The 22,629-nt window shown below is 45.0% G+C and carries 30 protein-coding genes and 1 pseudogene; 30 read left to right on the forward strand and 1 reads right to left on the reverse strand.

What is annotated here, in order from left to right:
• Positions 1 to 128 precede the first annotated feature (128 nt).
• From C7U56_RS00875 to C7U56_RS00930, 13 genes are all read left to right on the forward strand, one after another.
• A complete protein-coding gene (locus C7U56_RS00875; protein WP_003864584.1) occupies positions 129 to 353 on the forward strand; it encodes a DUF3791 domain-containing protein in 225 nt (74 codons plus the stop codon).
• Positions 346 to 912 carry a DUF3990 domain-containing protein gene (locus tag C7U56_RS00880; RefSeq protein ID WP_003864583.1) on the forward strand — a complete coding sequence of 189 codons (567 nt, stop codon included), beginning with the start codon at positions 346 to 348 and terminating at the stop codon, positions 910 to 912. The genes C7U56_RS00875 and C7U56_RS00880 overlap by 8 nt, the downstream gene beginning before the upstream one ends.
• Entirely contained in the window at positions 900 to 1,130 is a 231-nt protein-coding gene (locus C7U56_RS00885; protein WP_003864582.1) for a hypothetical protein, read from the forward strand. The genes C7U56_RS00880 and C7U56_RS00885 overlap by 13 nt, the downstream gene beginning before the upstream one ends.
• Positions 1,131 to 1,330: 200 nt before the next feature.
• Positions 1,331 to 1,696: a DUF3847 domain-containing protein gene (locus C7U56_RS00890; protein WP_015543456.1), complete on the forward strand. Its 366-nt coding sequence runs from the start codon at positions 1,331 to 1,333 to the stop codon at positions 1,694 to 1,696.
• Complete coding sequence (mobQ, locus tag C7U56_RS00895) at positions 1,696 to 3,423, forward strand: MobQ family relaxase (protein WP_003864580.1); 1,728 nt, start codon at positions 1,696 to 1,698, stop codon at positions 3,421 to 3,423. Before C7U56_RS00890 ends, mobQ (C7U56_RS00895) begins: the two co-directional genes overlap by 1 nt.
• A 38-nt stretch (positions 3,424 to 3,461) precedes the next feature.
• Complete coding sequence (locus C7U56_RS00900) at positions 3,462 to 5,369, forward strand: AAA family ATPase (protein ID WP_023843669.1); 1,908 nt, start codon at positions 3,462 to 3,464, stop codon at positions 5,367 to 5,369.
• Between the two features lie 264 nt (positions 5,370 to 5,633).
• On the forward strand, positions 5,634 to 5,750 hold the full coding sequence (locus C7U56_RS15800; RefSeq protein WP_015543458.1) for a putative holin-like toxin: 117 nt from the start codon (positions 5,634 to 5,636) through the stop codon (positions 5,748 to 5,750).
• Between the two features lie 303 nt (positions 5,751 to 6,053).
• Positions 6,054 to 6,236: a hypothetical protein gene (locus tag C7U56_RS00905; RefSeq protein ID WP_015521925.1), complete on the forward strand. Its 183-nt coding sequence runs from the start codon at positions 6,054 to 6,056 to the stop codon at positions 6,234 to 6,236.
• A 26-nt stretch (positions 6,237 to 6,262) separates the two neighbouring features.
• Complete coding sequence (locus tag C7U56_RS00910) at positions 6,263 to 7,960, forward strand: recombinase family protein (protein ID WP_015521926.1); 1,698 nt, start codon at positions 6,263 to 6,265, stop codon at positions 7,958 to 7,960.
• A gap of 164 nt (positions 7,961 to 8,124) precedes the next feature.
• Positions 8,125 to 8,487, forward strand: coding sequence for a helix-turn-helix domain-containing protein (locus C7U56_RS00915; RefSeq protein ID WP_338108837.1), 363 nt, complete (start codon positions 8,125 to 8,127; stop codon positions 8,485 to 8,487).
• Positions 8,447 to 8,824, forward strand: a complete 378-nt coding sequence (locus tag C7U56_RS00920; RefSeq protein WP_106999790.1) for a TnpV protein — start codon at positions 8,447 to 8,449, stop codon at positions 8,822 to 8,824. The genes C7U56_RS00915 and C7U56_RS00920 overlap by 41 nt, the downstream gene beginning before the upstream one ends.
• A gap of 110 nt (positions 8,825 to 8,934) precedes the next feature.
• Positions 8,935 to 9,399, forward strand: a complete 465-nt coding sequence (locus tag C7U56_RS00925; RefSeq protein WP_106999791.1) for a DUF6985 domain-containing protein — start codon at positions 8,935 to 8,937, stop codon at positions 9,397 to 9,399.
• Positions 9,400 to 9,463: 64 nt separating this feature from the next.
• A complete protein-coding gene (locus tag C7U56_RS00930) occupies positions 9,464 to 9,697 on the forward strand; it encodes a hypothetical protein (RefSeq protein WP_106999792.1) in 234 nt (77 codons plus the stop codon).
• A gap of 58 nt (positions 9,698 to 9,755) precedes the next feature.
• On the opposite strand, the gene C7U56_RS00935 is transcribed toward C7U56_RS00930, so the two are convergent.
• Positions 9,756 to 10,562, reverse strand: coding sequence for a helix-turn-helix domain-containing protein (locus C7U56_RS00935; protein WP_106999793.1), 807 nt, complete (start codon positions 10,560 to 10,562; stop codon positions 9,756 to 9,758).
• Between the two features lie 484 nt (positions 10,563 to 11,046).
• On the opposite strand from C7U56_RS00935, the gene C7U56_RS00940 reads away from it, so the two are divergent.
• From C7U56_RS00940 to C7U56_RS01035, 17 genes and pseudogenes are all read left to right on the forward strand, one after another.
• Positions 11,047 to 11,235: a hypothetical protein gene (locus tag C7U56_RS00940; protein ID WP_106999794.1), complete on the forward strand. Its 189-nt coding sequence runs from the start codon at positions 11,047 to 11,049 to the stop codon at positions 11,233 to 11,235.
• Positions 11,232 to 11,573, forward strand: a complete 342-nt coding sequence (locus tag C7U56_RS00945; protein ID WP_003020305.1) for a DeoR family transcriptional regulator — start codon at positions 11,232 to 11,234, stop codon at positions 11,571 to 11,573. Before C7U56_RS00940 ends, C7U56_RS00945 begins: the two co-directional genes overlap by 4 nt.
• The gene (locus tag C7U56_RS00950) at positions 11,566 to 11,862 is read left to right on the forward strand and encodes a DUF3847 domain-containing protein (RefSeq protein WP_106999795.1); all 297 of its coding nucleotides are present in this window, start codon (positions 11,566 to 11,568) and stop codon (positions 11,860 to 11,862) included. The genes C7U56_RS00945 and C7U56_RS00950 overlap by 8 nt, the downstream gene beginning before the upstream one ends.
• Before the next feature lie 310 nt (positions 11,863 to 12,172).
• The gene (locus C7U56_RS00955; protein ID WP_106999796.1) at positions 12,173 to 12,601 is read left to right on the forward strand and encodes a hypothetical protein; all 429 of its coding nucleotides are present in this window, start codon (positions 12,173 to 12,175) and stop codon (positions 12,599 to 12,601) included.
• 285 nt (positions 12,602 to 12,886) lie between these two features.
• A complete protein-coding gene (locus tag C7U56_RS00965; protein WP_106999798.1) occupies positions 12,887 to 13,117 on the forward strand; it encodes an LPXTG cell wall anchor domain-containing protein in 231 nt (76 codons plus the stop codon).
• Between the two features lie 25 nt (positions 13,118 to 13,142).
• Positions 13,143 to 14,156, forward strand: a complete 1,014-nt coding sequence (locus C7U56_RS15805; protein ID WP_233430139.1) for a hypothetical protein — start codon at positions 13,143 to 13,145, stop codon at positions 14,154 to 14,156.
• 26 nt (positions 14,157 to 14,182) lie between these two features.
• Positions 14,183 to 14,437: a CPCC family cysteine-rich protein gene (locus C7U56_RS00980; protein WP_106999799.1), complete on the forward strand. Its 255-nt coding sequence runs from the start codon at positions 14,183 to 14,185 to the stop codon at positions 14,435 to 14,437.
• Positions 14,438 to 14,468: 31 nt separating this feature from the next.
• The gene (locus C7U56_RS00985; RefSeq protein WP_233430140.1) at positions 14,469 to 14,648 is read left to right on the forward strand and encodes a hypothetical protein; all 180 of its coding nucleotides are present in this window, start codon (positions 14,469 to 14,471) and stop codon (positions 14,646 to 14,648) included.
• A 22-nt stretch (positions 14,649 to 14,670) separates the two neighbouring features.
• Positions 14,671 to 15,027 (forward strand): hypothetical protein, encoded by a 357-nt coding sequence (locus C7U56_RS00990; protein ID WP_106999800.1) that lies wholly within the window; start codon positions 14,671 to 14,673, stop codon positions 15,025 to 15,027.
• Between the two features lie 193 nt (positions 15,028 to 15,220).
• Positions 15,221 to 16,801, forward strand: a complete 1,581-nt coding sequence (gene mobQ, locus C7U56_RS00995; RefSeq protein ID WP_106999801.1) for a MobQ family relaxase — start codon at positions 15,221 to 15,223, stop codon at positions 16,799 to 16,801.
• Positions 16,802 to 16,865: 64 nt separating this feature from the next.
• Positions 16,866 to 17,510: a CHC2 zinc finger domain-containing protein gene (locus C7U56_RS01000; protein ID WP_106999802.1), complete on the forward strand. Its 645-nt coding sequence runs from the start codon at positions 16,866 to 16,868 to the stop codon at positions 17,508 to 17,510.
• Positions 17,479 to 18,816 (forward strand): virulence-associated E family protein, encoded by a 1,338-nt coding sequence (locus tag C7U56_RS01005; protein WP_106999803.1) that lies wholly within the window; start codon positions 17,479 to 17,481, stop codon positions 18,814 to 18,816. Before C7U56_RS01000 ends, C7U56_RS01005 begins: the two co-directional genes overlap by 32 nt.
• 241 nt (positions 18,817 to 19,057) lie before the next feature.
• Positions 19,058 to 19,255, forward strand: coding sequence for a hypothetical protein (locus C7U56_RS01015; RefSeq protein WP_106999804.1), 198 nt, complete (start codon positions 19,058 to 19,060; stop codon positions 19,253 to 19,255).
• Positions 19,256 to 20,926: a recombinase family protein gene (locus C7U56_RS01020; protein WP_106999805.1), complete on the forward strand. Its 1,671-nt coding sequence runs from the start codon at positions 19,256 to 19,258 to the stop codon at positions 20,924 to 20,926. It begins immediately after the preceding gene.
• A 90-nt stretch (positions 20,927 to 21,016) separates the two neighbouring features.
• A pseudogene (locus tag C7U56_RS01025) lies at positions 21,017 to 21,100 on the forward strand (Maff2 family mobile element protein); the annotation flags it as partial.
• Positions 21,101 to 21,172: 72 nt separating this feature from the next.
• On the forward strand, positions 21,173 to 22,036 hold the full coding sequence (locus C7U56_RS01030) for a VirB6/TrbL-like conjugal transfer protein, CD1112 family (RefSeq protein WP_005946756.1): 864 nt from the start codon (positions 21,173 to 21,175) through the stop codon (positions 22,034 to 22,036).
• Positions 22,037 to 22,087: 51 nt separating this feature from the next.
• Positions 22,088 to 22,624: an MT-A70 family methyltransferase gene (locus tag C7U56_RS01035; protein WP_097777317.1), complete on the forward strand. Its 537-nt coding sequence runs from the start codon at positions 22,088 to 22,090 to the stop codon at positions 22,622 to 22,624.
• The last annotated feature ends 5 nt before the right edge of the window (positions 22,625 to 22,629 follow it).

The following is a 22,629-nucleotide window of genomic DNA, read 5'->3' on the forward strand; positions in this document are numbered from 1 at the left end:
CGCAATCGTAAAACTTGCAATGATTGATAAAACCGGACTAACAGTAACTTTTATTAGTCGATTTGGAAATATGCCTTGGTAATCAACAATTCCGGTTTTACTGACTAAGAAAATGAGGAGGATTCATAATGAGTGAGAAAACAGAGATTACTTTTATGCAAACAAGACTAATCCGGCTTGCTTCAGAAGAGTGGCATTTACCTGTTGAACAGATTATCCACTTGTTTAAAGAAGCCGATGTTCTTGGATATATAGAAAAATGCTATGGGATTTTTCATTGTGAAGGCGATGAAGCTGTGCTTGAAGATATTACTGAATTTTTGCAAAGAAAGGGGATAGAGATTAGTGCTTGAGTTAAAAGATGGATTTGTTCTCTATCATGGAAGTTATTGTGAAGTAAAAGAGCCAGATCTTGCCAAATGTGCAAAGAGAAAAGATTTTGGACAGGGATTTTATTTAACCACATCAAAGGAACAGGAAGAAAGTTTTCTGAGAACCTCAATAGCCAAAGCCATCGCAACCGGAACAATTGAAGAGGGGCAGAAGTTTGGATATATTTCAACTTTTGAATTCAAACTTTCAGAAAATCTTGAAACGCATATTTTTGAAAATGCAGATGTGGACTGGTTACATTGTATCGCCGCTCACCGAAAGAAAAAAATGTTTATTGAGGTTGAACGTGAAATGGCAAAATATGATATCATTGCAGGAAAGATTGCGGATGATGCAACAAACGCTACTCTTACCGCTTATCTTGCGGGTGCTTTTGGGACTGCAGGTGATAAAGTAGCAGACGATTTCTGTATCAGACAGTTGCTGCCGAATAAATTGAAAGATCAATACTGCTTTAAAACTGAGGCAGCTATTGAGTGTCTGAAATTTGTGAAAGGTGAGAAGATATGGCTGAAGTAACAATTCCAAAGGAAAAAATGAATTATACAATCGACCTTCTGATCACTATGGTGACAGATGAAATCGCAGAAGAGACAGGCAAGGACAGAAACGAGGTATTGACAGATTTTTTGTGTTCAAAGACAGGAAAAGCACTGTATGATGAGAAGACAAAGCTGTGGTGCACTGGTCCGGCATATATAGCTGAACTGTATATGGAAGAATTAAAGAAATCCTGATATGGGATGTGAGTTTAAATTTATACGACAATGGTGACAAAGACTTTCATTCCAAGGAGCAACAATTAAATATTTCAAAAACGCTGAGGTCAGCATTTCCTAATCACAGGACAACGACCTCAGTTTTTTATACCCAGGAATCGGCATTCATGAATAAGCCGGTTCTTTTTGTTTACAGAAAAAAGAAGGAGTACAAGAAAATGAGCAGAGCAAAAAATCCAAAGTATGAATCCATGTCATTGGAGGAACTGAAGGCCAACATGGAAAAGAGCAGACAGGAACTGGAGGCAGCAATTCACCACAAAAACATTCTGGAGCAGCGGAAGAAGCTGGTAGAACGCAGGGAACGTTCCCACCGGCTGATTGTCAAAGGGGCAGAGTTTGAGAAAGTATTTCCGCTGTCCAGAGATCTGGAACAGGAAGACGTCCAGGACATGATGAATCAACTGCAGAACAGCAGTTACAACAAGAGTATTGTGCGGCAGGCTCATATAGCCGCCTTACACAAAGATCAACAGCAGATTGCAGAAGCAGTAAAAAAGACAGAGAAGGGAGATGACAGTTAATGGCACTGTATCATTTTTCAGTAAGGAATGTATCCAGAGGGAAAGGGCAGATGGTGGTCGCTTCCGCAGCCTATATTTCCGGGCAGAGGATTTTTGACAGTTATTACAACAAGATACACGATTATACGAGCAAGTCAGGTGTGATATTTACAGAAATCCTGACACCGGAGTATGTGCCAGAGCGTCTGACTGACAGGGAAACACTCTGGAACGAGGTGGAGCATGTGGAACGGAACAACAAGGCACAGCTTGCCTATTCGTTTGACATTGCACTGCAGAATGAATTGACACTTGAGGAAAATATCAGACTGGCAAAAGAGTTCTGCCAGGAGCAGTTTGTGGCACGTGGCATGATCGTGGATCTGGCAGTCCATGAGGGAAAAGCGGAAAATGAAGAAGAACCGGATAATCCCCATTTCCATGTGCTTGTCCCAATCCGTCCTTTTACAGAGGAAGGAATCTGGGGCAATAAGCAGAGAAGGGAATATATTCTTGATGAGGATGGAAACCGGGTGAAGGATGCCAAAGGAAAAGATATGTTCAATGCTGTTTCTACTACCGGATGGAATGATCCGGAGCTTTTAAAAGAATGGCGGCGGGCATGGACAGAGAAAGTAAATGGGAAATTCAGGGAGTGCCACATGGCATCCAGAATCGACCACCGTTCCTACAAAGAACAGGGGATTGACCTGATCCCGACCATCCATGAGGGATATGAAGTCCGGGCAATGGAGAAAAAGGGAATCAAAACGGTGATCGGAGAATTGAACCGGGCAATCCGGCAGTTTAACCAGATGTTTATTTCTCTGAAAGAATCCATTCAGTGGATGAAGACAGCTTATGAGGAAATGAAAGCAGAGCTGGATCGCAGGCAGAACCCGACACTGCTGGAAAGCCTGCAGGATTATTATGATAAAAAGACACAGGGCAGACCACCACTTCCCAATTTTTATGCGGAGATGAAACAGAGAGGTAAGAATCTCTCCAATTTACAGGAGTTTGCAAAATCCATCAGTTATCTTCAGACACATCAGATAGAAACGATGGATGACTTGCAGGAACGGATTGAGGAACTGAACGGTGTTGTTTCTGTCAGTAAAAAAGAAATTTCTGAAAAGCGGAAACAGTTAAAGGAACTTGAGAATCTGGAAAAGATGGCAGAGGTAATAAAAACAAATCAGCCATTGATTGATGAGTATAACCATTTCTATTTTCAGAAAAGACGGGAGAGATATTATCAGCAGCATAAAAAAGAAATCAATTATTACCGCAAATGTGAACGGGAACTGAAACAACATCTGGATAAAAATGGAAAAGTGCCAACTGCCAGATGGAAACGGGAGAAAGAAGAACTTCAGGCGGGGATCGAAGAGCTGAAAGCAGATAATCAGCCGTACCAGGAGGAACTAACTTTTGTGAAAAAGGTACAGAGCTGTGCGGATATTGCCAGACGTGACCGGGAAATGGCAGAAGCAGATACTTCCGGGCGTTCAGAAGAAAAAAGGGAGAAGCAGGTGAAGTTCCCGACATTTTACACAGTTCAGGCGAAAGAGATTCTTGAAGAAAACGGGAAAGCAGAGCAACAGCCGTTGAACCAGTCGGAGCAGAATCCAGAAAAGAAGACCTCTCTTCTGAGAAAACTGGATGAAAAAAAGAAAGAGTGTGCAGAGCGTGATGCAAAACAACAGGCAGTGAAGAAAAAGCGAAACTATGACATGAGTTTATAACAGTCTGTCAGCAGGACAGACGGGAAAGGATGAGCAAAATGCAGTATACAGAAGAACAAATTATAAGAGCAAATCAGACAGATCTTGTTTCTTTTCTGAGCGCACAGGGAGAACAACTAGGGAAAAGCGGAAAGGAATACCGTTGGAAAAAGCATGACAGTGTAACGGTATCCGGAAACCGGTGGTACAGGCACAGTCAGGGGAGGGGTGGCTATCCGGTGGATTTTGTGATGGAATTTTACAATGCCACATTTCCGGAAGCTGTCAAGATGCTAACCGGGGAGGAAGGCGAAGGCAGGAACAGTACCTGCCCCGCCCCGTCCCCTGACTTCCGATTACCAGAGAAAGAGGAAAATAATGATAGAATCATCAGATATCTGACAGAAAACAGAGGGATTGAAAAGAATATGGTGGAGGAATGGATCGGCAGTGGGGATATTTATGAAGAAAAGAAGCACCATAATGTGGTGTTTGTTGGCAGAGATGCAGACGGTATTCCAAGATATGCCCATTGCAGGGGAACTGGTGAAACAAAATACCGGGGAGATGTGGCTGAATCTGATAAATCTTACGGATTCTGTCACAGAGGGACGGATAATCAGTTGTTTGTGTTTGAAGCAGCCATTGATCTGCTTTCTTTTATCCAATTATTTCCCAAAGACTGGAAAAAGCGGAGCTACCTGAGTCTGGGTGGCATTTCCAGTGCGGCACTGATGGCTTTTCTTTCTGAACGCCCTCAGATTACTTCGGTTTTCCTGTGCCTGGATAATGACCATGCAGGGAATGAAGCCAGTGAGAAATTGGCAATAGAAATCCCGGACGGATACAGTGTCATCCGTCTGAAACCGTCCCGAAAGGACTGGAATGAAATCCTCTGTGATAAAAATGCAGACAGGAAGAAATCAATCATTGAAACAGTTACAATGAAAGTACCGGAGAAGGAAGAACTGGTGCCGATGTTGTGTTATGAAGACATTGAACAGACCAGTGTAGAATGGCTGTGGTTTCCCTATCTGCCATTTGGAAAACTGACGATTATTCAGGGCAATCCAGGAGAGGGAAAAACTTATTTTGCCATGATGCTGACCGCAGCCTGCACGAACCGTAAGACTTTCCCGAACATGGAAGAGATTGAACCTTTTAATGTGATCTATCAGACTGCAGAAGACGGTATGGGAGATACGATTAAGCCGAGGCTGGTGGAAGCAGGAGCAGACCTGAGTCGGGTGATGGTCATTGATGATACAGAGGAAGCATTGACGTTATCCGATGACCGTATTGAAAAAGCAATCCGTCAGAATCAGGTCAGACTTTTAATCATTGATCCGGTACAGGCTTTTATCGGTGCCGATGTGGATATGAACCGGGCAAATGAAGTCCGTCCGGTATTCCGGAAACTGGGAATGATCGCTGAAAAGACCGGTTGTGCGATTGTGCTGATCGGACATCTGAATAAATCTTCAGGGACACAGAGTACTTACCGGGGACTTGGTTCTATTGATATCATGGCGGCGGTGAGAAGCCTGCTTTTTATCGGGAAAGTAAAGAAAGACCCGACAACAAGAGTACTGATCCATGAGAAAAGTTCTCTTGCACCTCCAGGTGAGACGATGGCATTTAAACTTGGAGATGAAGAAGGATTCCGCTGGGTGGGAGCTTATGAGATTTCCGCAGATGATCTTCTGGACGGAAAGGAAGGAAAGCCGACAGAAACAAAACTGCAACGGGGAACGAAACTGATCTATGAACTGCTTGCAGACGGAAATGCAGTCACAATCCGGGAACTGGATGAAAAGGCAAAAGCACAGGGAATCTCCCAGAGAACCATGCGAGAAGCCAGAAGCCGGATGAAAGAAGAACTGGATTATCGGATGAATGAAAAGCAGGAAAATACCATTCGATTAAAAAAACAAGGGAGAATGGGTGACGGCAGAATTTTGGAGTGAACGGCAGGCTTTATAGATACCCTATCTGCCGTCTGCCGTCTGCCGGTGCAAGGCAATCAAACGGAAATAGCAGGTATCCATACAGAATAAGGATTGCTGTGAATCTGGAACAAAAATGAATTGTAATATGGCGGATATAATGGTATGATTATCCGGTAACAGCAATGTTACGGGGAAGCACCTGTGACAGGGTGTGGCTGCCTCCTGATATTTACAGACCGGAGCCTTTCGGGGTTCTGAGATGAAAGAAAGGAGGTGCGTGATATGACAGCTTATGAGATTATCTCAATATTCTTAGGCGTACTCAGTTTACTGATCGCTTTTGGTAGCCTGTTAATTGCGATTATTGCCTTTCTTGATCGGAAGAACAAGAGGAAATAAAAATGCCTATCCTGTCTGCCAACAGGATAGGCGGTGGTCGTAAGACCATTTAGTCAACTCAGGCGGCATCCACTTTGGAGTGGGTGCTTTTCCTATAACAAATGTACCACACATTCCTCTTGTTTTCAATGGGAAAATTAAAATATGCAGTTCATCTGACAGGGATTTATCCCTGTCTTTATTATATCCCCAATTTCTGAAATGTTAATACAAAAATTTTAATATATGTAACCAACAGTCTGGGCAGTTAATCTGTAAAAATGGATTAGCTGCTCTTTTTTTGCAAAAAATGGAGGTTTTACAATGGCAGTGAAGAAGAAAATTATCAACATCAGAGTATATTTTGACGGTGATCAGGACGCAAAAGAAGTGTTTGCAGAGGTGATCGCACAGAAAATACGTGACACGAAAACAAAAGATAAACTTGCAATAATGAAAGATAAGCAGTATAATGATTATGAGTTCAGTAATCTGAAATCTGCGTAGGATGTGCAAAGTAACGGAGGTATCAGATGAACAACAGATATATGAGTAACAATATAGAAAGAAATGCAACCTGGAGAGTTGGTGTATACTGCCGACTTTCCAAAGATGACGAATTGACCGGAGAGAGTGCCAGCATCTCCAACCAGAGAGACATACTGGTGAATTACTGTCAGTCACAGGGCTGGCAGGTGGTGGATGTGTTTCAGGACGATGGTTATACAGGATTGAACACAGACCGACCTGATTTGCAGAGACTTCTCAAAGCCTGTGAAAAAGGACTGGTGAATCTTGTAATTACCAAAGACCAGAGCCGACTGGGACGAAACCATGTACAGACAGGATTTCTGATGGAGGAGTTTTTCCCAAAGCATGGAGTAAGGTATATCGCATTATATGATAATGTGGATACCTTTGCCGGAGACAATGAGATTGCCCCATTTAAGAACGTGCTGAACGAGATGTATTCCAGAGATATTTCCAAGAAAGTCCATGCGTCCTATCACCTGCAGGCAACCAAGGGAAAGTTTACAGGTGTTGTTCCACCACTGGGATATCAGAAAGACCCGGAGGAAAAGGGACATCTCCTGATTGACGACGAGACAGCACCGATTGTCCGGAAAATTTTCCAGTGGGCGGTGGACGGTCATGGGATTAACTTTATATCCAGAGAACTGGAACGCCAGCAGATTCCCTGCCCGTCATGGTGGCACCGGAAACGGGGACTCCGCACCTATTACACAAAATGGGAAAAGAAAGACCCGGAAAATGGGAAATATGTATGGGATGAATCCTATCTGAAATCCCTGCTGATGAATCCCGTTTACTGTGGTGACATGGCTTCCCAGAAAAGGTACTACCGTTTCAAGATTGGCAATCAGGGAGATAAAGCTCCGGAGGACTGGATCACAGTCAGGGATACCCACGAAGCAATCATTCCGCAGGATGTATTTGATCTGGTACAGGCAAAGATGAAAGGCAGGAAACGCCAGACAGAACAGGGAGAATACAGCATGTTTGCCGGATTACTCCGCTGTGCAGAGTGTGGCGGTGCGTTGACGTTGAAGAAGACGCACACCAAAGACCAGCATGAAGTTTATACCTGTTCCACTTATATCCATAAGGGGAAAGCACATTGTACCCAGCACCGGGTGGACGCTGATGACCTGTATGATGCAGTCCTTACCAGAATCCAGGAATGTGCAAAAGCAGTTACCGGAGACGGAACAGAACTGGAAAACCGGGTAAAGGAGTTATGCGAGGAAGATACACAGGGACACAGGGAAAGTCTGGAGAAGCTGGTATCAAAGCAGAAAGACCGCCTGGAAACGTTAGACCGGCTGATTGCAAAACTGTATGATGACCTTATCAATGACAAGATTACAGAATCTGTTTTTGATAAGATGCTGGAGAAGACACAGAAGGAGCAGACAGATATCAAAAAGGAACTTTTCCAGAATGAGAGTGTGCTGAATACGGAAGAAAAACTGGATGCACAGTCCCAGCAGTGGATTGACGATATTAGCGAGTATGCGGACATCAAAGAACTGGATGCCAATCTTCTGAACCGGCTGATCAGTAAAATCGTTATCTCAGAACCGCAGGAGAAAGACGGAACAGAAAATTACTGCCGTACTCCTGAAACGGTCACAATGGAAATTCATTTCAACTTAAAACCAATACCGGAGCTTGGAACCATCGAAAGAGGTTCCGGCTCCCATAAATAAGAAAAATCTATCAAAATTTAATCTATTTTAATCTTTTCAAGGCTCATTTCGAGCAAATATTTTCTCATAAAAGACATAAAACAGTTCATGGCTAATTAAAGGGAACAAAAAGAAAGGAAAAGCACAATCCAGACGGTATCAGCGGCAGGCTACAAGAATAAATTGTGATTACACAAGATTGGTGCTATAATAAGAGAAAAGCTCCTGACGGGGCAGCCGCCCCGGCGGTGTGGATAGAAAGGCAGGAAAGCAATATGCACATCAGCTATAAACCACTCTGGCACACACTGTTAGAGCGTGATATGAGAAAAGAAGATTTAAGGCTTGCCGCCGGTATGACAACGAATATGATTGCCAACATGAGCAAAGAGGGAAAGCACATCAGCATGGACACATTAGCCCGTATCTGCGAAACGCTGAATTGTGAGATTACCGATGTGATTGAGTTAGTACCAGACGAGCCTGCTTCCACAGGAGGTAAGGAACATGAGCGAATTGAAACCAAGAATAACGGAAAACGGAATTGATTATATCCTTGTCGGAGATTACTACATCCCAGACTTGAAACTGCCGGAAGAACGCCGCCCCATCGGAAAGTATGGACGGATGCACCGGGAATATTTAAGGGAAGCCCACCCAGCCAGATTGAACACATTGACCTTGACTGGGGAGTTATGGACATATCTTGCAGACCTGAACGAACAGGCACAGGAACGATTAGATACCATCATGGAGCAGATGAAAGCTATTGAGGGCGTGACAGAGGAATTAAAGCGTACCTGTCAAATGGAATGGGTGCAGCGTTGCAATAACATTCATAACCGGGCAGAAGAAATTGTTTTGCATGAGATGATTTATTCATGAGCCGTATCATATTGAAATTGATGATACAGTTAATTCCATCAGATATAAATAGACCGATTTTTAGGCATTTTGGTGGATGTGCAGAATATGGATTAATGGAGAAATTTTAAATGCTAAATGATGATATTTTTGGTCAGATTCAATTCGAGATAATGTGGCAAAAAAAGGACAACTATTTTCTTTATGGAAAAGAGTTTGAAATTACTTTGTTTATACAAGGAGAAAAAGACGAGGCTCCTACTAATATACAAAAGGAAGCATATATATCGTTTATCAATAAAAAAATGATATTAATGAGCGAGATAGAAGAAAAAGTATTTGAATATTATCAAACTGTTTGTGCAGAGTATAGGGAAATGTATGGTGAAGAAGCAGATTTATATGCGCCAATAGTAGATGAGCCTAGTCAGCTTGTGGGATTTGTGAAACCACAATCAATTATGATACCAAGATCAAAAGATAAGAGAATAATTAATGTTTTATTTAAAACAAAGTGGGATTTGGAAATGGGAATTGGTATTCGGCTTGTTAATGAACGAATAGAAATAGTGGGTGTACAGAGTGATGTATTATAATTTTAATATGTATGAATATATGGGGACTGACTGCCATTAAATGATAAAATTAAGGAGAAAGGATATGGATAAATTAAGTAGAGAAGAAGTAAAAGAATTGGTTGAAAAAATAAGTTATGGTATGGGAAGTGATGAAGAAGTTTCAGAGTGGATTCAAAAGATAATGGATAGTGTGCCTAATAGAAATGTAGTGGAAGCTATTATGTCAGGTCCGAACGCAAGTATAGAAGAGATATTAGATAAGTTATATACAGGTCTTAGTCTACTCGACTGTCATTCTGAAAATTTAACTGAATAACCACAGAACAAACCGCTGCTACATGGAAGCCAACAAACCATGCAACAGCGGTTTTTCTTTACCGTTTTTTCCTCTGGCTGATAGGCGTTCCCGTTTTCTTTGATTTTTTGAGAATCCGAATCAGCCAGCGAAATTCTTCGTCTGACAGATTTTTATAGTTGATACCAAGCTGCTTGCAGTAAAGGATAACCAGCTTTTCATCCCGGCTGCCTTTGAAATTTTGGACCGCTTCCAGATTTTCTTTCAGTTCATCGGCAACGGTGGTCTGGGGAGCACTTTCGCTGTCTTTTTTGTGAGCTTCCCGAATATCCCGGATAATGAGGTTGAGGTCATCCAGAACCATGTGGCTGAAATATTCATCATCACTGATATGGGCGGCTTGCAGCACTTTCAAATGGGGGTCGTCTTCGCCAGGGCGATACCGTTCAATGATTTCATGCCGGACGGTATCAACAAGGGCATTGAGGTTTTGGATTTGCATGGTAGCAATCCCGTCCACATAAATCTCAATATCCGCAAGAAACTTGATAAAGTCCTTATGGGTGGCAAGTTCGCACAGCAGACGGTTGTTAATCCTTCCGCTTTTCAGAAGTGCCACCATTTCATCACTCAAATGCAGTTCCCTTAATGGCGTGTTGATCTCCACCATGTTCTCTGTCCGGCAAAAGAGATAATCGAGGGACACCCCATAAAAATCTGCCAGCAGGATAAGGTTGCCATGATTGATTTCCTTATAGTCATCTTTTTCATAACTGCCAAGAGCCGATTTTGAAATACCCGTTTGCTCTGCCAGTTCTTCCAGTTTTAATCCTTTGTTTAATCGTAAATCTTTTAGCCGTTCCTGTATTGTAGTAGCTCCGTTCATTGAAGCAGTTCCCCCTTTCTAACGACATTTATAACCGTTGAATTGATTATACCATATCAATTCCGCAATCGTGGAAATTTCTGATTTTTACCCCGAATTCCTACTTTGTGGACATACCGCACGAGGCACAAAAATGTTCTATGATACAGGTAGTTCATCGATGGATTATTCCAATCGAATGACCAGCCTGTGTGGGATATGCTTCCCCGGCGATGTAGTGCCATGACTTTTGGCAGGGATATGGAGGAACCCTGACCGAAACGAGCATACCAAAGGGAGCGATACGCCGCTGTGAGATTCAGGGGAGGAACGACACCGGGGAGAACTGGCGAACTGACACCGAAATGATACCGAAACACGACAATCTGATAGGGGGATAGTCTACCCTATCGCTGATACTTCGGGAGATTTTAGGCGGCTCTATGACCGTAATTTTGCCGAAAATCGCCCCGAAACCATACACTAAAACGGGAGGAAACACAATATGCCGAGAATGAGCAAAAAGAGGAAGCATGAGCTTTCTTTTTACCTCAATGACCGGGGGCGTGTCACTTACAACGAATTATGCCGGAAATGCCAGCATGGGTGCAAGCAGAGCTTCCGGGCGGTTGTGATTGACTGCCCCCGTTATTTATCCAAACGAGCAAAGAATAAGGAGGAACACACCGAATGAATTTTGAATTTATGACGATAGACACACCATTGCCGCCATGTATGCCATTTCCCAGAGCGTTGACAGGATTTCCAGTTAGCAGCACCGCAAAGGTCATGTACTGCCGGATGCTGGACGCTATGCTATCCAAAGGACAGGAGGACGAGAACGGAATCCTGTTTGTCTGCTTCCCTGTCACAGCCATTGCCGCAGTCCTGTCCCGCAGCCCCATGACGGTCAAGCGTTCTTTGAATGAACTGGAAACTGCCGGACTTATCATGCGGGTGCGTCAGGGCGTTGGAGAACCAAACAGGATTTATGTGCTGATACCGGGAAAGGAGGACGCTGCCCTTGCCTGATACCTCAAAGCTGGAAAAGCTCAACCGGGAGCTGGAGAAAAGCGAAAAGAAACTGCGGAAAGCCATCAATGATGAAAAGGCATTGCAGTACCAGTTAAAGCAGCTTACCCGAAAGGAACGGACGCACCGGCTCTGTACCCGTGGCGGTATGCTGGAAAGTTTTCTGCAAGAGCCGGAACACCTGACAGATGATGATGTCATGCTGTTGTTGAAACTCATTTTTCACAGGCAGGACACGCAGGAACTGTTGAAAAAACTGCTGGAACGGGAGAAGCCGGAAACCCCTTAGTTTACTAAGGGCGCAATTATACACCACCCAGAGGTTGGTGCATTGCGTTCTCCGAAGGCTCCTCGCCGGAGGGCTATGATTTTCCGCAGTCATGGTCTGCTCCAAATCAAACAGGGGACGCTACGCTTCCCCTGCGCTGGCTGCCGCCAGCTACCCTTTTGTGGACTTGCCATCTGGGGACATCTTGCGTTGCAAGCTGTTCCCAGCCGACAAGTTTCATAAAATACGCTATCTTTTCAATAGGCAATACAGTATAATGAAGTCAGTAGCCAGTAACAGATTTGGGGAAAGAGGACGGTGATTTGTTATAATGAAATTTAACATACAAATGGTAGACAACACTGTGTCGTCGGAATGGTGGAAAACAATTATTCATCATTTCATCAAAGTGGGGGATAATTTTGAGATACGATGTTGGAAAGAGGAAACGGAAGAAATTTTACAAGTAAAACGGTATGGCAAAGCAATAGCGGATGGCAACGAAATATCTATCAAAGGCGCTTTTGTAGATGAGTTATTATTAGAGTTGATGGAAGAAAATCCTGCTGATAAGGAAATTTATAATAAAATGACAAAATATTTTACCATCAATGTAAAAAACGAATTATGCGATATTTGGAGTTGTCACTACGGAACCGAGATGTATATTGAGATATATTCTGATAAAGACATCTTGTTTTTTGACCAAACAATGAGACAATACCCTGACACTTCTTTTTCTATCGCAGTTTGGCAATAAGAAGCATAGATTTAAAGTCGCAGTGGGTAGGATAATTTATAACGAGGAGATGAAAATACATGGATAATAGGATTTCAAAATGGTGCAATGTTATAAGTTTGGTTTTAATTGTATGCTTCATTATAAAGACGATTTTTGACTATGGGAAATATTCAAGCACATTAACTTCAGCTCCTTTTGATATTTGGATTTTGGTAAATGCTCTATATTTTGTACTTCCGGCACTAATTATCTTTATTTTAGGGATTATTAAAAAAAGAAAAAATAAGTAAAGGAGATTAACCAATGAAAAAAATATTAGTAATTGTTGCAGGTATTGTTGGATTGATATTTGTTATTATAGGTGCTGCATTGAAGATAAATAACAATGCGATTTCTGTAATTGGAGGTGTAGATGGTCCTACATCGGTTTTTGTTGCAACAAAGTTAAATAGTTCTTCGGTTAGCATGTTTATTGTGATAGGTGTTATATTGTTGGTAGCAGCAATATTCTTCTACTTGAAAAGAAAAAAGTAAAATTGGAGGCAAAGGAGGAAAACAAATGAAGCATAAAAAGGTTCTGTTAATTGCGCTGATATGTCTGATTGGCATAGGCATTAGTAGCATTTTTTTGTTTTCTGGTCATAGACCATTCAAAGATTTAGAAGCAACAGACATTACTTCGGCGAATGTTCGGTTATCGCCTCCTGATACAACAGTTCAAATAGTAGAAACAGAGGAATTAGTATCATATCTCAAAGAAGTAGTTATTTATAATAAGGACAACTCATATACAGAATATGCCGGACAAGGGGCTGTTTTCACTCTATCGTTGGCAGACGGTTCCCAAGTGAAAATTACCGAATTCAATCCATTTATCATCATTGATGGTATTGGTTATAAATGCAAATATGAACCTTGTGAAGCTCTTAATAATTATGCTAATAGGCTTTTGCCCGATAATGATACTACAAATTTTTTAATGCCGGAAGAAGGCTATTACAGTAATGAATATGATGAAATTCTAAGAATTAAAAAGGAAGATGACGGAACATATAATATCCTCGAATATGGCATTACACATTTACTTTATGTTGAAAACGCAGTTGGAATTTATAATTCTGAGACTGGGATTCTTGAATTTAGCGGTAAAGATGACAGGGGAAATGATATAAAAGCAGAAATTGAAAATAAGGGGGATTGTCTGGAAGTCACTGTAATTCAAAGCAGTTATGAAGATATTATTGGAACAAAGCAGGAGTTTTTTCAAGTTGAAAATAACATATCTGAACAAAATTCCACTGGACTTCAATGGGATATAATTCCTATGGTCATGGTAAATAATAAGCTTTATTATGACACTGGAAAAGAAAGTACATTAGATGGTCGGTGTGGAGTAATGGACGGTAAGATTATTTCAACTGTTGATGGTTCTGAAATACCAACCCAAAATGATCAATCTAACTTTGGAACAGGGTTTGAATATCAATATGGTTCAGATGATACCATAGAAATATTTATGAATGAAAAGTGGATCGTTTTTGAACAAAGAGATGATGCAGGAATAGAAAAGTAGAATTTTAATGGAGGCTAAAATACAAAATGGGAAAATACCGATGTCCATGTTGTGGATATTTTACTTATAATGTTCCGGCAAATGAAGATTGTGGATATATCTGTCCCGTTTGTTTTTGGGAGAATGACCCGTTCATTGCTTCTGATAACGAACCAAGCGACTCTAATCATGGAATAACACTAAAAGAAGCGAAATCCAATTTCTCAAAATTTGGTGCTTGTGAAAAAGAAATGTTATATCATGTCCGACCACCAAGAAATGATGAAAAGAAAATTTCATAGCAACAATGTCGAAGTTATGGAGGGAATAAAAGTGAAGGACACTGCTAAGAGAGCAATAGTTACAGTTATTGTGTTTGTTATAATTTATGTTTTATCTGGTCCAATTATCGGATATACAAACTACGATATGTATTTGAAAGGAATTGAATTTTTATCAGCGGTAATCGGAGCAGGATGTTACTGGATAGGAAGCAATAAAAATAGTTCCTGAATTTGACAAAGGAGTTGGAAGTATGAAAAGAATAGGTACAGCATTGACTATCGTGTTCATCATCGCTGGATTTGCAATTTCCTTTTTTATTGGACACTATGTGAGCGACAAGTCACATACAGAAAGTCGAGCAGCACAATTTGATAAATATATTTCTCGTGCGATTGACACAATCGAAGATAAAGGTCTATCCATTGATGGCGCACCAGAAATGATAGCCAGCAATATTTGGGTGGCACACGAATTTTGTGATAGCCCTGAAATTTCCGCAGAACTCAGCAATCTGTGGAATACCATTGTATATGAAAAAGATGAGCTTCTCGGTCAAGAAGATGTGTTGACTGCTCAGCTGAAAAATATTTTGGAAAAATGTCAATAGTCTTTGCAAATTTTCTATTTATCATCCACTCATCAGGTCAACTTGCCCCGAACTTTTACAACTAAATACCCGCCGCCCACACAGCGGCACACCGAGCAGGAAATCTGAAAAAAGGTCTCCTGCTTTTTTTCTGCTCAAAATGAGGTGGTAAAACGCCACCCCATCCACCAAGCATAGAAAGGAGGGACACGAAATGCCCTGTCCACACAACGAAATCACGATTGTACAGCGCAGCCAGCGACAGTCTGCGGTTGCCGCCGCTGCTTACCAAAGCGGCGAAAAGCTGTTCTGTGAATACGACCAGCAAGTGAAGCACTACCCGGAAAAGCGTGGCATCGTCCACAATGAAATCCTGCTCCCACCTAATGCCCCACAGGAATATGCAGACCGCAATACCTTATGGAACGCCGCCGAAGCGGTGGAGAAGCAATGGAACTCCCAGCTTGCAAGGCGGTGGGTGCTTACCATCCCCAGAGAGATACCGCCCGACCAGTACGCTGTCCTTGTCCGGGAGTTTTGCCAGAAGCAGTTTGTTTCCAAAGGCATGATTGCTGATTTTGCCATCCATGACCCTCATCCGCCGGGACATAATCCCCACGCCCATGTCCTGCTGACCATGCGGGCAATGGACGAACATGGGAAATGGCTTCCCAAGAGTCATAAGGTTTATGACCTTGACGAGAATGGGGAACGGATAAAGCTGCCATCCGGCAGATGGAAAAGCCACAAGGAGGATACGGTTGACTGGAACGACCAGAAGTATTGTGAAATCTGGCGGCATGAATGGGAGGTCATCCAGAACCGCTATCTGGAAGCCAATGACCGCCCGGAGCGTGTGGACTTGCGTTCCTATGCCAGACAGGGGCTTGATATAATTCCCACTGTCCATGAGGGTGCTGCTGTCCGGCAGATGGAAAAGCGTGGTATCCAGACGAATATCGGAAACCTGAACCGGGAAATCAGAGCCGCCAACCGCCTGATGAAGTCCATCCGGCAGCTTATCCAAAATCTCAAAGGCTGGATTACCGAGCTGGGAGAAAAACGGAAAGAGCTGCTTGCACAAAAAGCGGCGGAGGAAGCGACACTTCTTCCCAATCTGCTGATGAAATATATGGAGATACGAAAGGAAGAACGGAAGGACTGGACAAGGGCTGGACAGAACCGGGGGACTTCACAGGACTTAAAGGCAGTCAGCGAAGCCCTGTCTTATCTCCGGCAAAAGGGGCTTTCCACTGTGGAGGACTTAGAAGCATTTCTGGAATCTTCCGGGAAATCAGCCGCAGATTACCGCAGTCAGATGAAGCCAAAGGAAGCCCGCAGCAAAGTGATTGACGGGATTCTTTCCAGCCGGACAGACTGCAAGGAATGTAAGCCTGTCTATGAGAAGTACCAGAAGATATTTTTCAAGAAAACAAAGGAGAAATTCAAACAGGAACACCCGGAGGTTGCCCGGTATGCGAAAGCCGCCGCCTATCTTGCCAAGCACCCGGACGATAAGGATAAAACGAAAAATGAGTTACAACAGGAGCATGAAACGCTTCTTAGCGAAATCGCAGAGCTGAAAGTACCGCTGACCGAGGTACAGGAGGATTTGAAGAAGCTGCGGGACATCCGCTACTGGGTACGGAAAGCCACACCCGGCACAGAGGAAAGCAAAGAGCCGCCCAGGAAGCAGCCCATCAAAGAAGCCTTGCAGGATAAGGCGGACGAGAAAAAAGTCCAAAGAACCGCCCCGGCGCAGACGAAACACAGACAACATGATATGGAACTTTAACAGGCACTTGCCATTTTCAAGCAGAGAATGTCAGGTGCTTTTTTCTTTTTAAGGAGGGATAGATTTGAATGTATTTGAAGCTGTGAAGCAGTCCGTCACAACCAGACAGGCTGCGGAGCATTATGGAATCCATGTAGGTCGGAACGGAATGGCTTGCTGCCCGTTCCATAACGATAAAAACCCAAGCATGAAGCTGGATAGGCGTTACCACTGCTTCGGCTGCGGTGCGGATGGGGATGTGATTGATTTTGCCGCCGCCCTGTATGGGCTGGGAAAGAAAGAAGCCGCCGTACAACTGGCACAGGACTTCGGGCTTTCCTATGAGGACTGGAAACCGCCGGGAAAGGCGAAAAAGCCCAAGCCCCGGCAGAAATCCCCGGAGGAACAGTTTCAGGAAGCAAAGAACCGCTGCTTCCGTATTCTTTCTGATTATCTCCACCTGCTCCGGGCATGGAGAAAGGACTACGCCCCGCACTCCCCGGAGGAAGCCTTTCATCCCCGGTTTGCGGAAGCCTTACAAAAGCAAGCCCATGTGGAATATCTGCTGGATGTGCTGCTGTTCGGGGAGACGGAGGAAAAAGCGGCTTTGATTACGGACTATGGAAAGGATGTGATACAGCTTGAACAGCGAATGGCAGAGCTTGCAGCCGCAGACGCAGCAAGAACTAAAAAATACCATGAACGCCATGCAGCCGCCTCAGAGCGTTGAGGAAATCAAGGCGGGGCTGGAAACCACCGAGAAAGGCGGTGTCCGTCAGAGCATACGGAACTGCCTGACCGTATTCCAGCGTGACCCGCTGCTTTCCGGGGCTATCGCATACAACATCCTGACCGACCGCAAGGACATCATAAAACCCATCGGTTTCCACAGGGACAGCACCGCTCTGAATGATACGGATATGAAGTATCTGCTTCTTTATCTGGAAGAAACCTACGGGCTTACCAATGAGAAAAAGATTGATAACGCCATCGGGATTGTGGCGAATGAAAACAAGTACCACCCCATCCGGGACTACCTCAATACACTTGTGTGGGACGGTACAGAGCGAATCCGCTTCTGCCTGCGGCACTTTCTGGGGGCTGACGCAGACGATTACACCTATGAAGCGTTGAAGCTGTTCCTGCTGGGTGCAGTCTCACGAGCCTTTCAGCCGGGGTGCAAGTTTGAAATCATGCTCTGTCTGGTCGGCGGTCAGGGGGCTGGCAAGTCCACCTTCTTCCGTCTGCTGGCAGTCCGGGACGAGTGGTTCTCCGATGATTTGCGGAAGCTGGACGATGACAATGTTTACCGCAAGCTGCAAGGTCACTGGATTATCGAAATGTCGGAAATGATGGCAACCGCCAACGCCAAGAGCATTGAGGAAATCAAGTCATTTTTAAGTCGGCAGAAAGAGGTTTACAAGATACCCTATGAAACCCATCCGGCAGACCGCCCCAGACAATGCGTGTTTGGCGGCACTTCCAATGCCCTTGATTTTCTTCCCCTTGACCGTTCCGGCAACCGCCGCTTTATCCCCGTCATGGTGTACCCGGAGCAAGCCGAGGTTCACATTTTGGAGGACGAAGCTGCTTCCAGAGCCTATATCGGGCAGATGTGGGCGGAAGCGATGGAGATTTACCGAAGCGGCAGGTTCAAGCTGGCTTTCAGCCCCGCCATGCAGCGGTATCTCAAAGAACACCAGCGGGATTTTATGCCGGAGGACACCAAAGCCGGAATGATACAGGCGTATCTTGATAAGTACACCGGGAGCATGGTCTGCTCCAAGCAGCTTTACAAGGAAGCCTTGAACCACACCTTTGACGAGCCGAAGCAATGGGAAATCCGGGAAATCAACGAGATTATGAACCAGTGCATTACTGGCTGGCGGTACTTCCCGAACCCAAGAATGTTTTCCGAATATGGCAGACAAAAGGGCTGGGAGCGTGAAAACCCGGCAACGGATTCCGGCAACCCGTCTGAAAAAACGATGGACGGTTTTGTGGAGGTCACAGAACAGATGGAGCTTCCATTCTGAAAATGACAGCCCGTTGCACCCCCTATTGCTATCCCGTTGCCGAGCCGGTTGCCGGGGAAAATCCCTTATTTCCGGGATTTTCTCCCCTATGACAACCAAAACAACAGAAAAATAAAAGAAAAGTATAAATAGTAACCACCGCCAGATTGAGATTGTTTGCAAGGTCTTTTGAAGCCCGTTGCCGGACTTCGTTGCCGACACCCTCTGTCTGGCTATTTTCATGTATGGAGGATAACTGCCTATGGCAAAAAACAAAACAGAGATTCATGTTACAACAGTGTTTGACGGGGAGCTGGACGCAACCGATGTGTTCGTCAGCCTGATTTCCCAGAAATACGTAAAAACAAATGTGAAAGAATATCTTGCTAAAAAGAAAGATATGAGCTATAATGAAGATGAGGTTCAAAAGAGCCAGATACCGTCTGGATTGTGTGGGTAAATGGCTATGATGAACGAAATGGAATATAGAACAATCGGAAAGGCACTTGCCGGGGGCTATCGTGCAGCGGTCTATTGCAGGCTGTCAAAGGACGATGACCTGCAAGGCGAAAGTGCCAGTATCGCAAACCAGCGTGATATGCTGGAAAAATACTGCGAAAAGCAGGGATGGGAGGTTGTGGCAGTCTATCAGGACGATGGCTTCACAGGTCTTAACATGGAGCGTCCTGATTTACAGAGGATGTTGAGAGCCATTGAGCGCAGGCAAATCAACCTTGTTATCACGAAAGACCTCAGCCGACTGGGGCGGAACTATCTGCAAACCGGGCATTTGATTGAGGACTTTTTCCCAAGAAACGGTGTCCGCTATATCGCCATGAATGATGGTATCGACACCCTGCGGGATAACAACGACATCGCCCCGTTCAAAAATATCCTGAACGAGATGTACAGCAAGGATATTTCCAAGAAAGTCCATTCCTCTTATCTTCTGAAAGCGCAGAAAGGACAGTTTACCGGGTGTCTTGCCCCGTTTGGGTATCGGAAAGACCCGGAGGACAAAAACCATCTGCTCATTGACGAGGAAACCGCCCCGATTGTGCGGCTGATTTTCGGATATGCCATGAACGGTCATGGTCCGAACTATATCCGCAGACGGCTGGAGGAAGAAAAAATCCCCTGCCCCACATGGTGGAACCGGGAACGGGGGCTTCGCAATACCCGTACCAAATGGGAAAAGAAAGACCCGGAAAACGGGCGGTATATGTGGGACTTCTCCGTTATCAAAGACCTTTTGATGAATCCCGTCTACACCGGGGCGATTGCTTCCCAGAAAAAAGACTACCGCTTCAAAATCGGCACGATTGGGGAAAAGAAGCCGGAGGACTGGATTGTGGTGGAGGGACAGCATGAACCGCTGATTGACCGCATGAGTTTTGACATTGTGCAGAACAAGCTGAAATCCCGCCAGCGTCCGGGGCAGACCAATGAAATCAGCCTGTTTGCCGGACTGCTAAAATGCGGCGAGTGTGGGAAGTCGCTGACGGTACGCTACACAAACGCAAAACATCCCCAGCGGATATACTCCTGCAAGACCTACAATGCCTTTGGAAAGAACCACTGCACCCAGCACCGGATTGATTATGACACCCTTTACAGCCATGTGCTGCGGAAAATACGGGAATGTGCCAGAGCTGCCCTGATGGACGGGGAAGCGGTTGCCGACCGCCTGACCAATACCTGTGAAGCCGAGCAGCGGGAACAGCGGGAAGCAATGGAACGCTCCCTTACAAGGGACGAGGAACGGATTGAGGTTCTGGACAAAATGGTCATGCGGCTTTATGAGGATATGATTGCAGGGCGTATCAGTGAGCAGAACTTCAACACCATGCTGGAAAAGACACAGACCGAGCAGACGGAGCTTAAAACCAGAGTGTCCGAAGGCAGAAAGCGGCTGTCCGATGAAGTCCAGCTTGCCAATGACGCAAAACAATGGGTGGAAGCCATTCAGGAATACGCCAACCTCACAGAGCTGGACGCAGCCACCCTTAACCGCTTAATCAAAGAAATCGTCGTGCATGAGCGCATTGACGAAGATAAAACAAGACACATTTCTATCGAAATTCATTTTAATCTCAAACCCATCCCGGAGGTGGAACAGGTCACTGCCTGACCTGCCCCGCCGGGACGGTTCTCTTAAAAACACCATATAGATTTTTTGTACGCCGCCGCCCGCCATCGAGCAGAGTTTTACACCTAATTGGGGATAAAACAGCTTGTCGCCGGAGGTGGCGTTGCCCTGATCGGTATGACCCTTGTTCCGCTGCTGTCCGGGCTGCTGGGATAACCCCCATGTGTGTTAGAAAACCCTCCGCGCCCTCTCTGATCTGGGAGGGCGCGGGAAAGGAGGTGTCCTCACATGATCGGTGATTTAATCGGGGAATGGATCAAAGGAATCCTGATTGACGGTATCATGGGCAACCTGTCCGGCCTGTTTAACACAGTCAATACCAAAGTCGGGGAAATCGCGTCGGATGTGGGCAGTACCCCGCAGGACTGGAACGGCGGCATTTTCTCCATGCTGCAAAACCTGTCTGAAACGGTGATCGTCCCCATTGCGGCGGCCATTCTCGCCCTTGTGATGTGCTATGAGCTGATCGACATGATTGTGGAAAAGAACAATATGCACGACTTCGACAGCTCCATGTTCTTCCGCTGGATTTTCAAAAGCGCCTTTGCCATCCTCATTGTGACAAACACATGGAATATCGTCATGGGCGTATTTGACGCCACCCAGCAGGTCGTCAACCAGAGCGCCGGGGTGATTATCGGAGATACCAGCATTGATTTTGACACGCTGCTCCCTGATCTGGAAAGCCGCCTTGAAGCAATGGACATCGGGCCGCTGCTGGGCCTGTGGTTCCAGACCCTTGTTGTGGGGCTGACGATGAACATTCTTTCCATCTGCATTTTCCTTGTGACCTATGGAAGAATGATTGAAATTTACGCCGTGACCGCATTGGGGCCGATCCCCCTTGCCACGCTGGGCAATGCAGAGTGGCGCGGCATGGGCCAGAACTACTTGAAATCCCTGCTTGCGCTGGGCTTCCAAGCCTTTTTAATCATGGTGGTTGTCGGGATTTATGCGGTGCTGATCCAGCAGATCGGAACCGCTGACGACATATCCGGTGCAATCTGGGGCTGTATGGGCTATACCGTTTTGCTTTGCTTCTGTCTGTTCAAGACCGGCAGCATATCGAAAGCCGTATTTACCGCACATTGACAGACAGGAGGAATACCAACTATCGAAGAAACACAAAAGAAAACCTACAACATCCTTTACGCCGACCCGCCGTGGCGATATGAACAGAAAGCAGTACAGGGTGCAGCAGAAAAGCACTATCCCACCATGAGCATTGACGAGCTGTGCGCCCTGCCGGTGGAAACGCTGGCGGAAAAAGACTGCCTCTTGTTTTTGTGGGCGACTTTCCCCCAACTCCCGGAGGCGCTGCGTCTGATTAAGGCGTGGGGCTTCACCTTTAAGACCGTGGCCTTTATCTGGCTGAAATTGAACCGCAAAAGCCCCACATGGTTTTACGGGCTGGGCTACTGGACGAGAGGAAACGCGGAAATCTGCCTGCTTGCCAAGCGGGGCCATCCCAAGCGTTACTCCAAAAGCGTCCATCAGTTTATCATTTCCCCGGTGGAGGAACACAGCAAGAAACCAGACATTACCCGCGAGAAAATCATAGAGCTTGCGGGCGACCTGCCCCGCGCAGAACTGTTTGCCAGACAGAAAATCCCCGGCTGGGATGCGTGGGGCAACGAAGTGGACAGCGATTTTTCCCTGTCCGTACCAGAAACGAGGTGACTTTT

Origin of the sequence: Clostridium fessum, from assembly GCF_003024715.1 — a bacterium.
GTDB lineage: Bacteria > Bacillota > Clostridia > Lachnospirales > Lachnospiraceae > Otoolea > Otoolea fessa.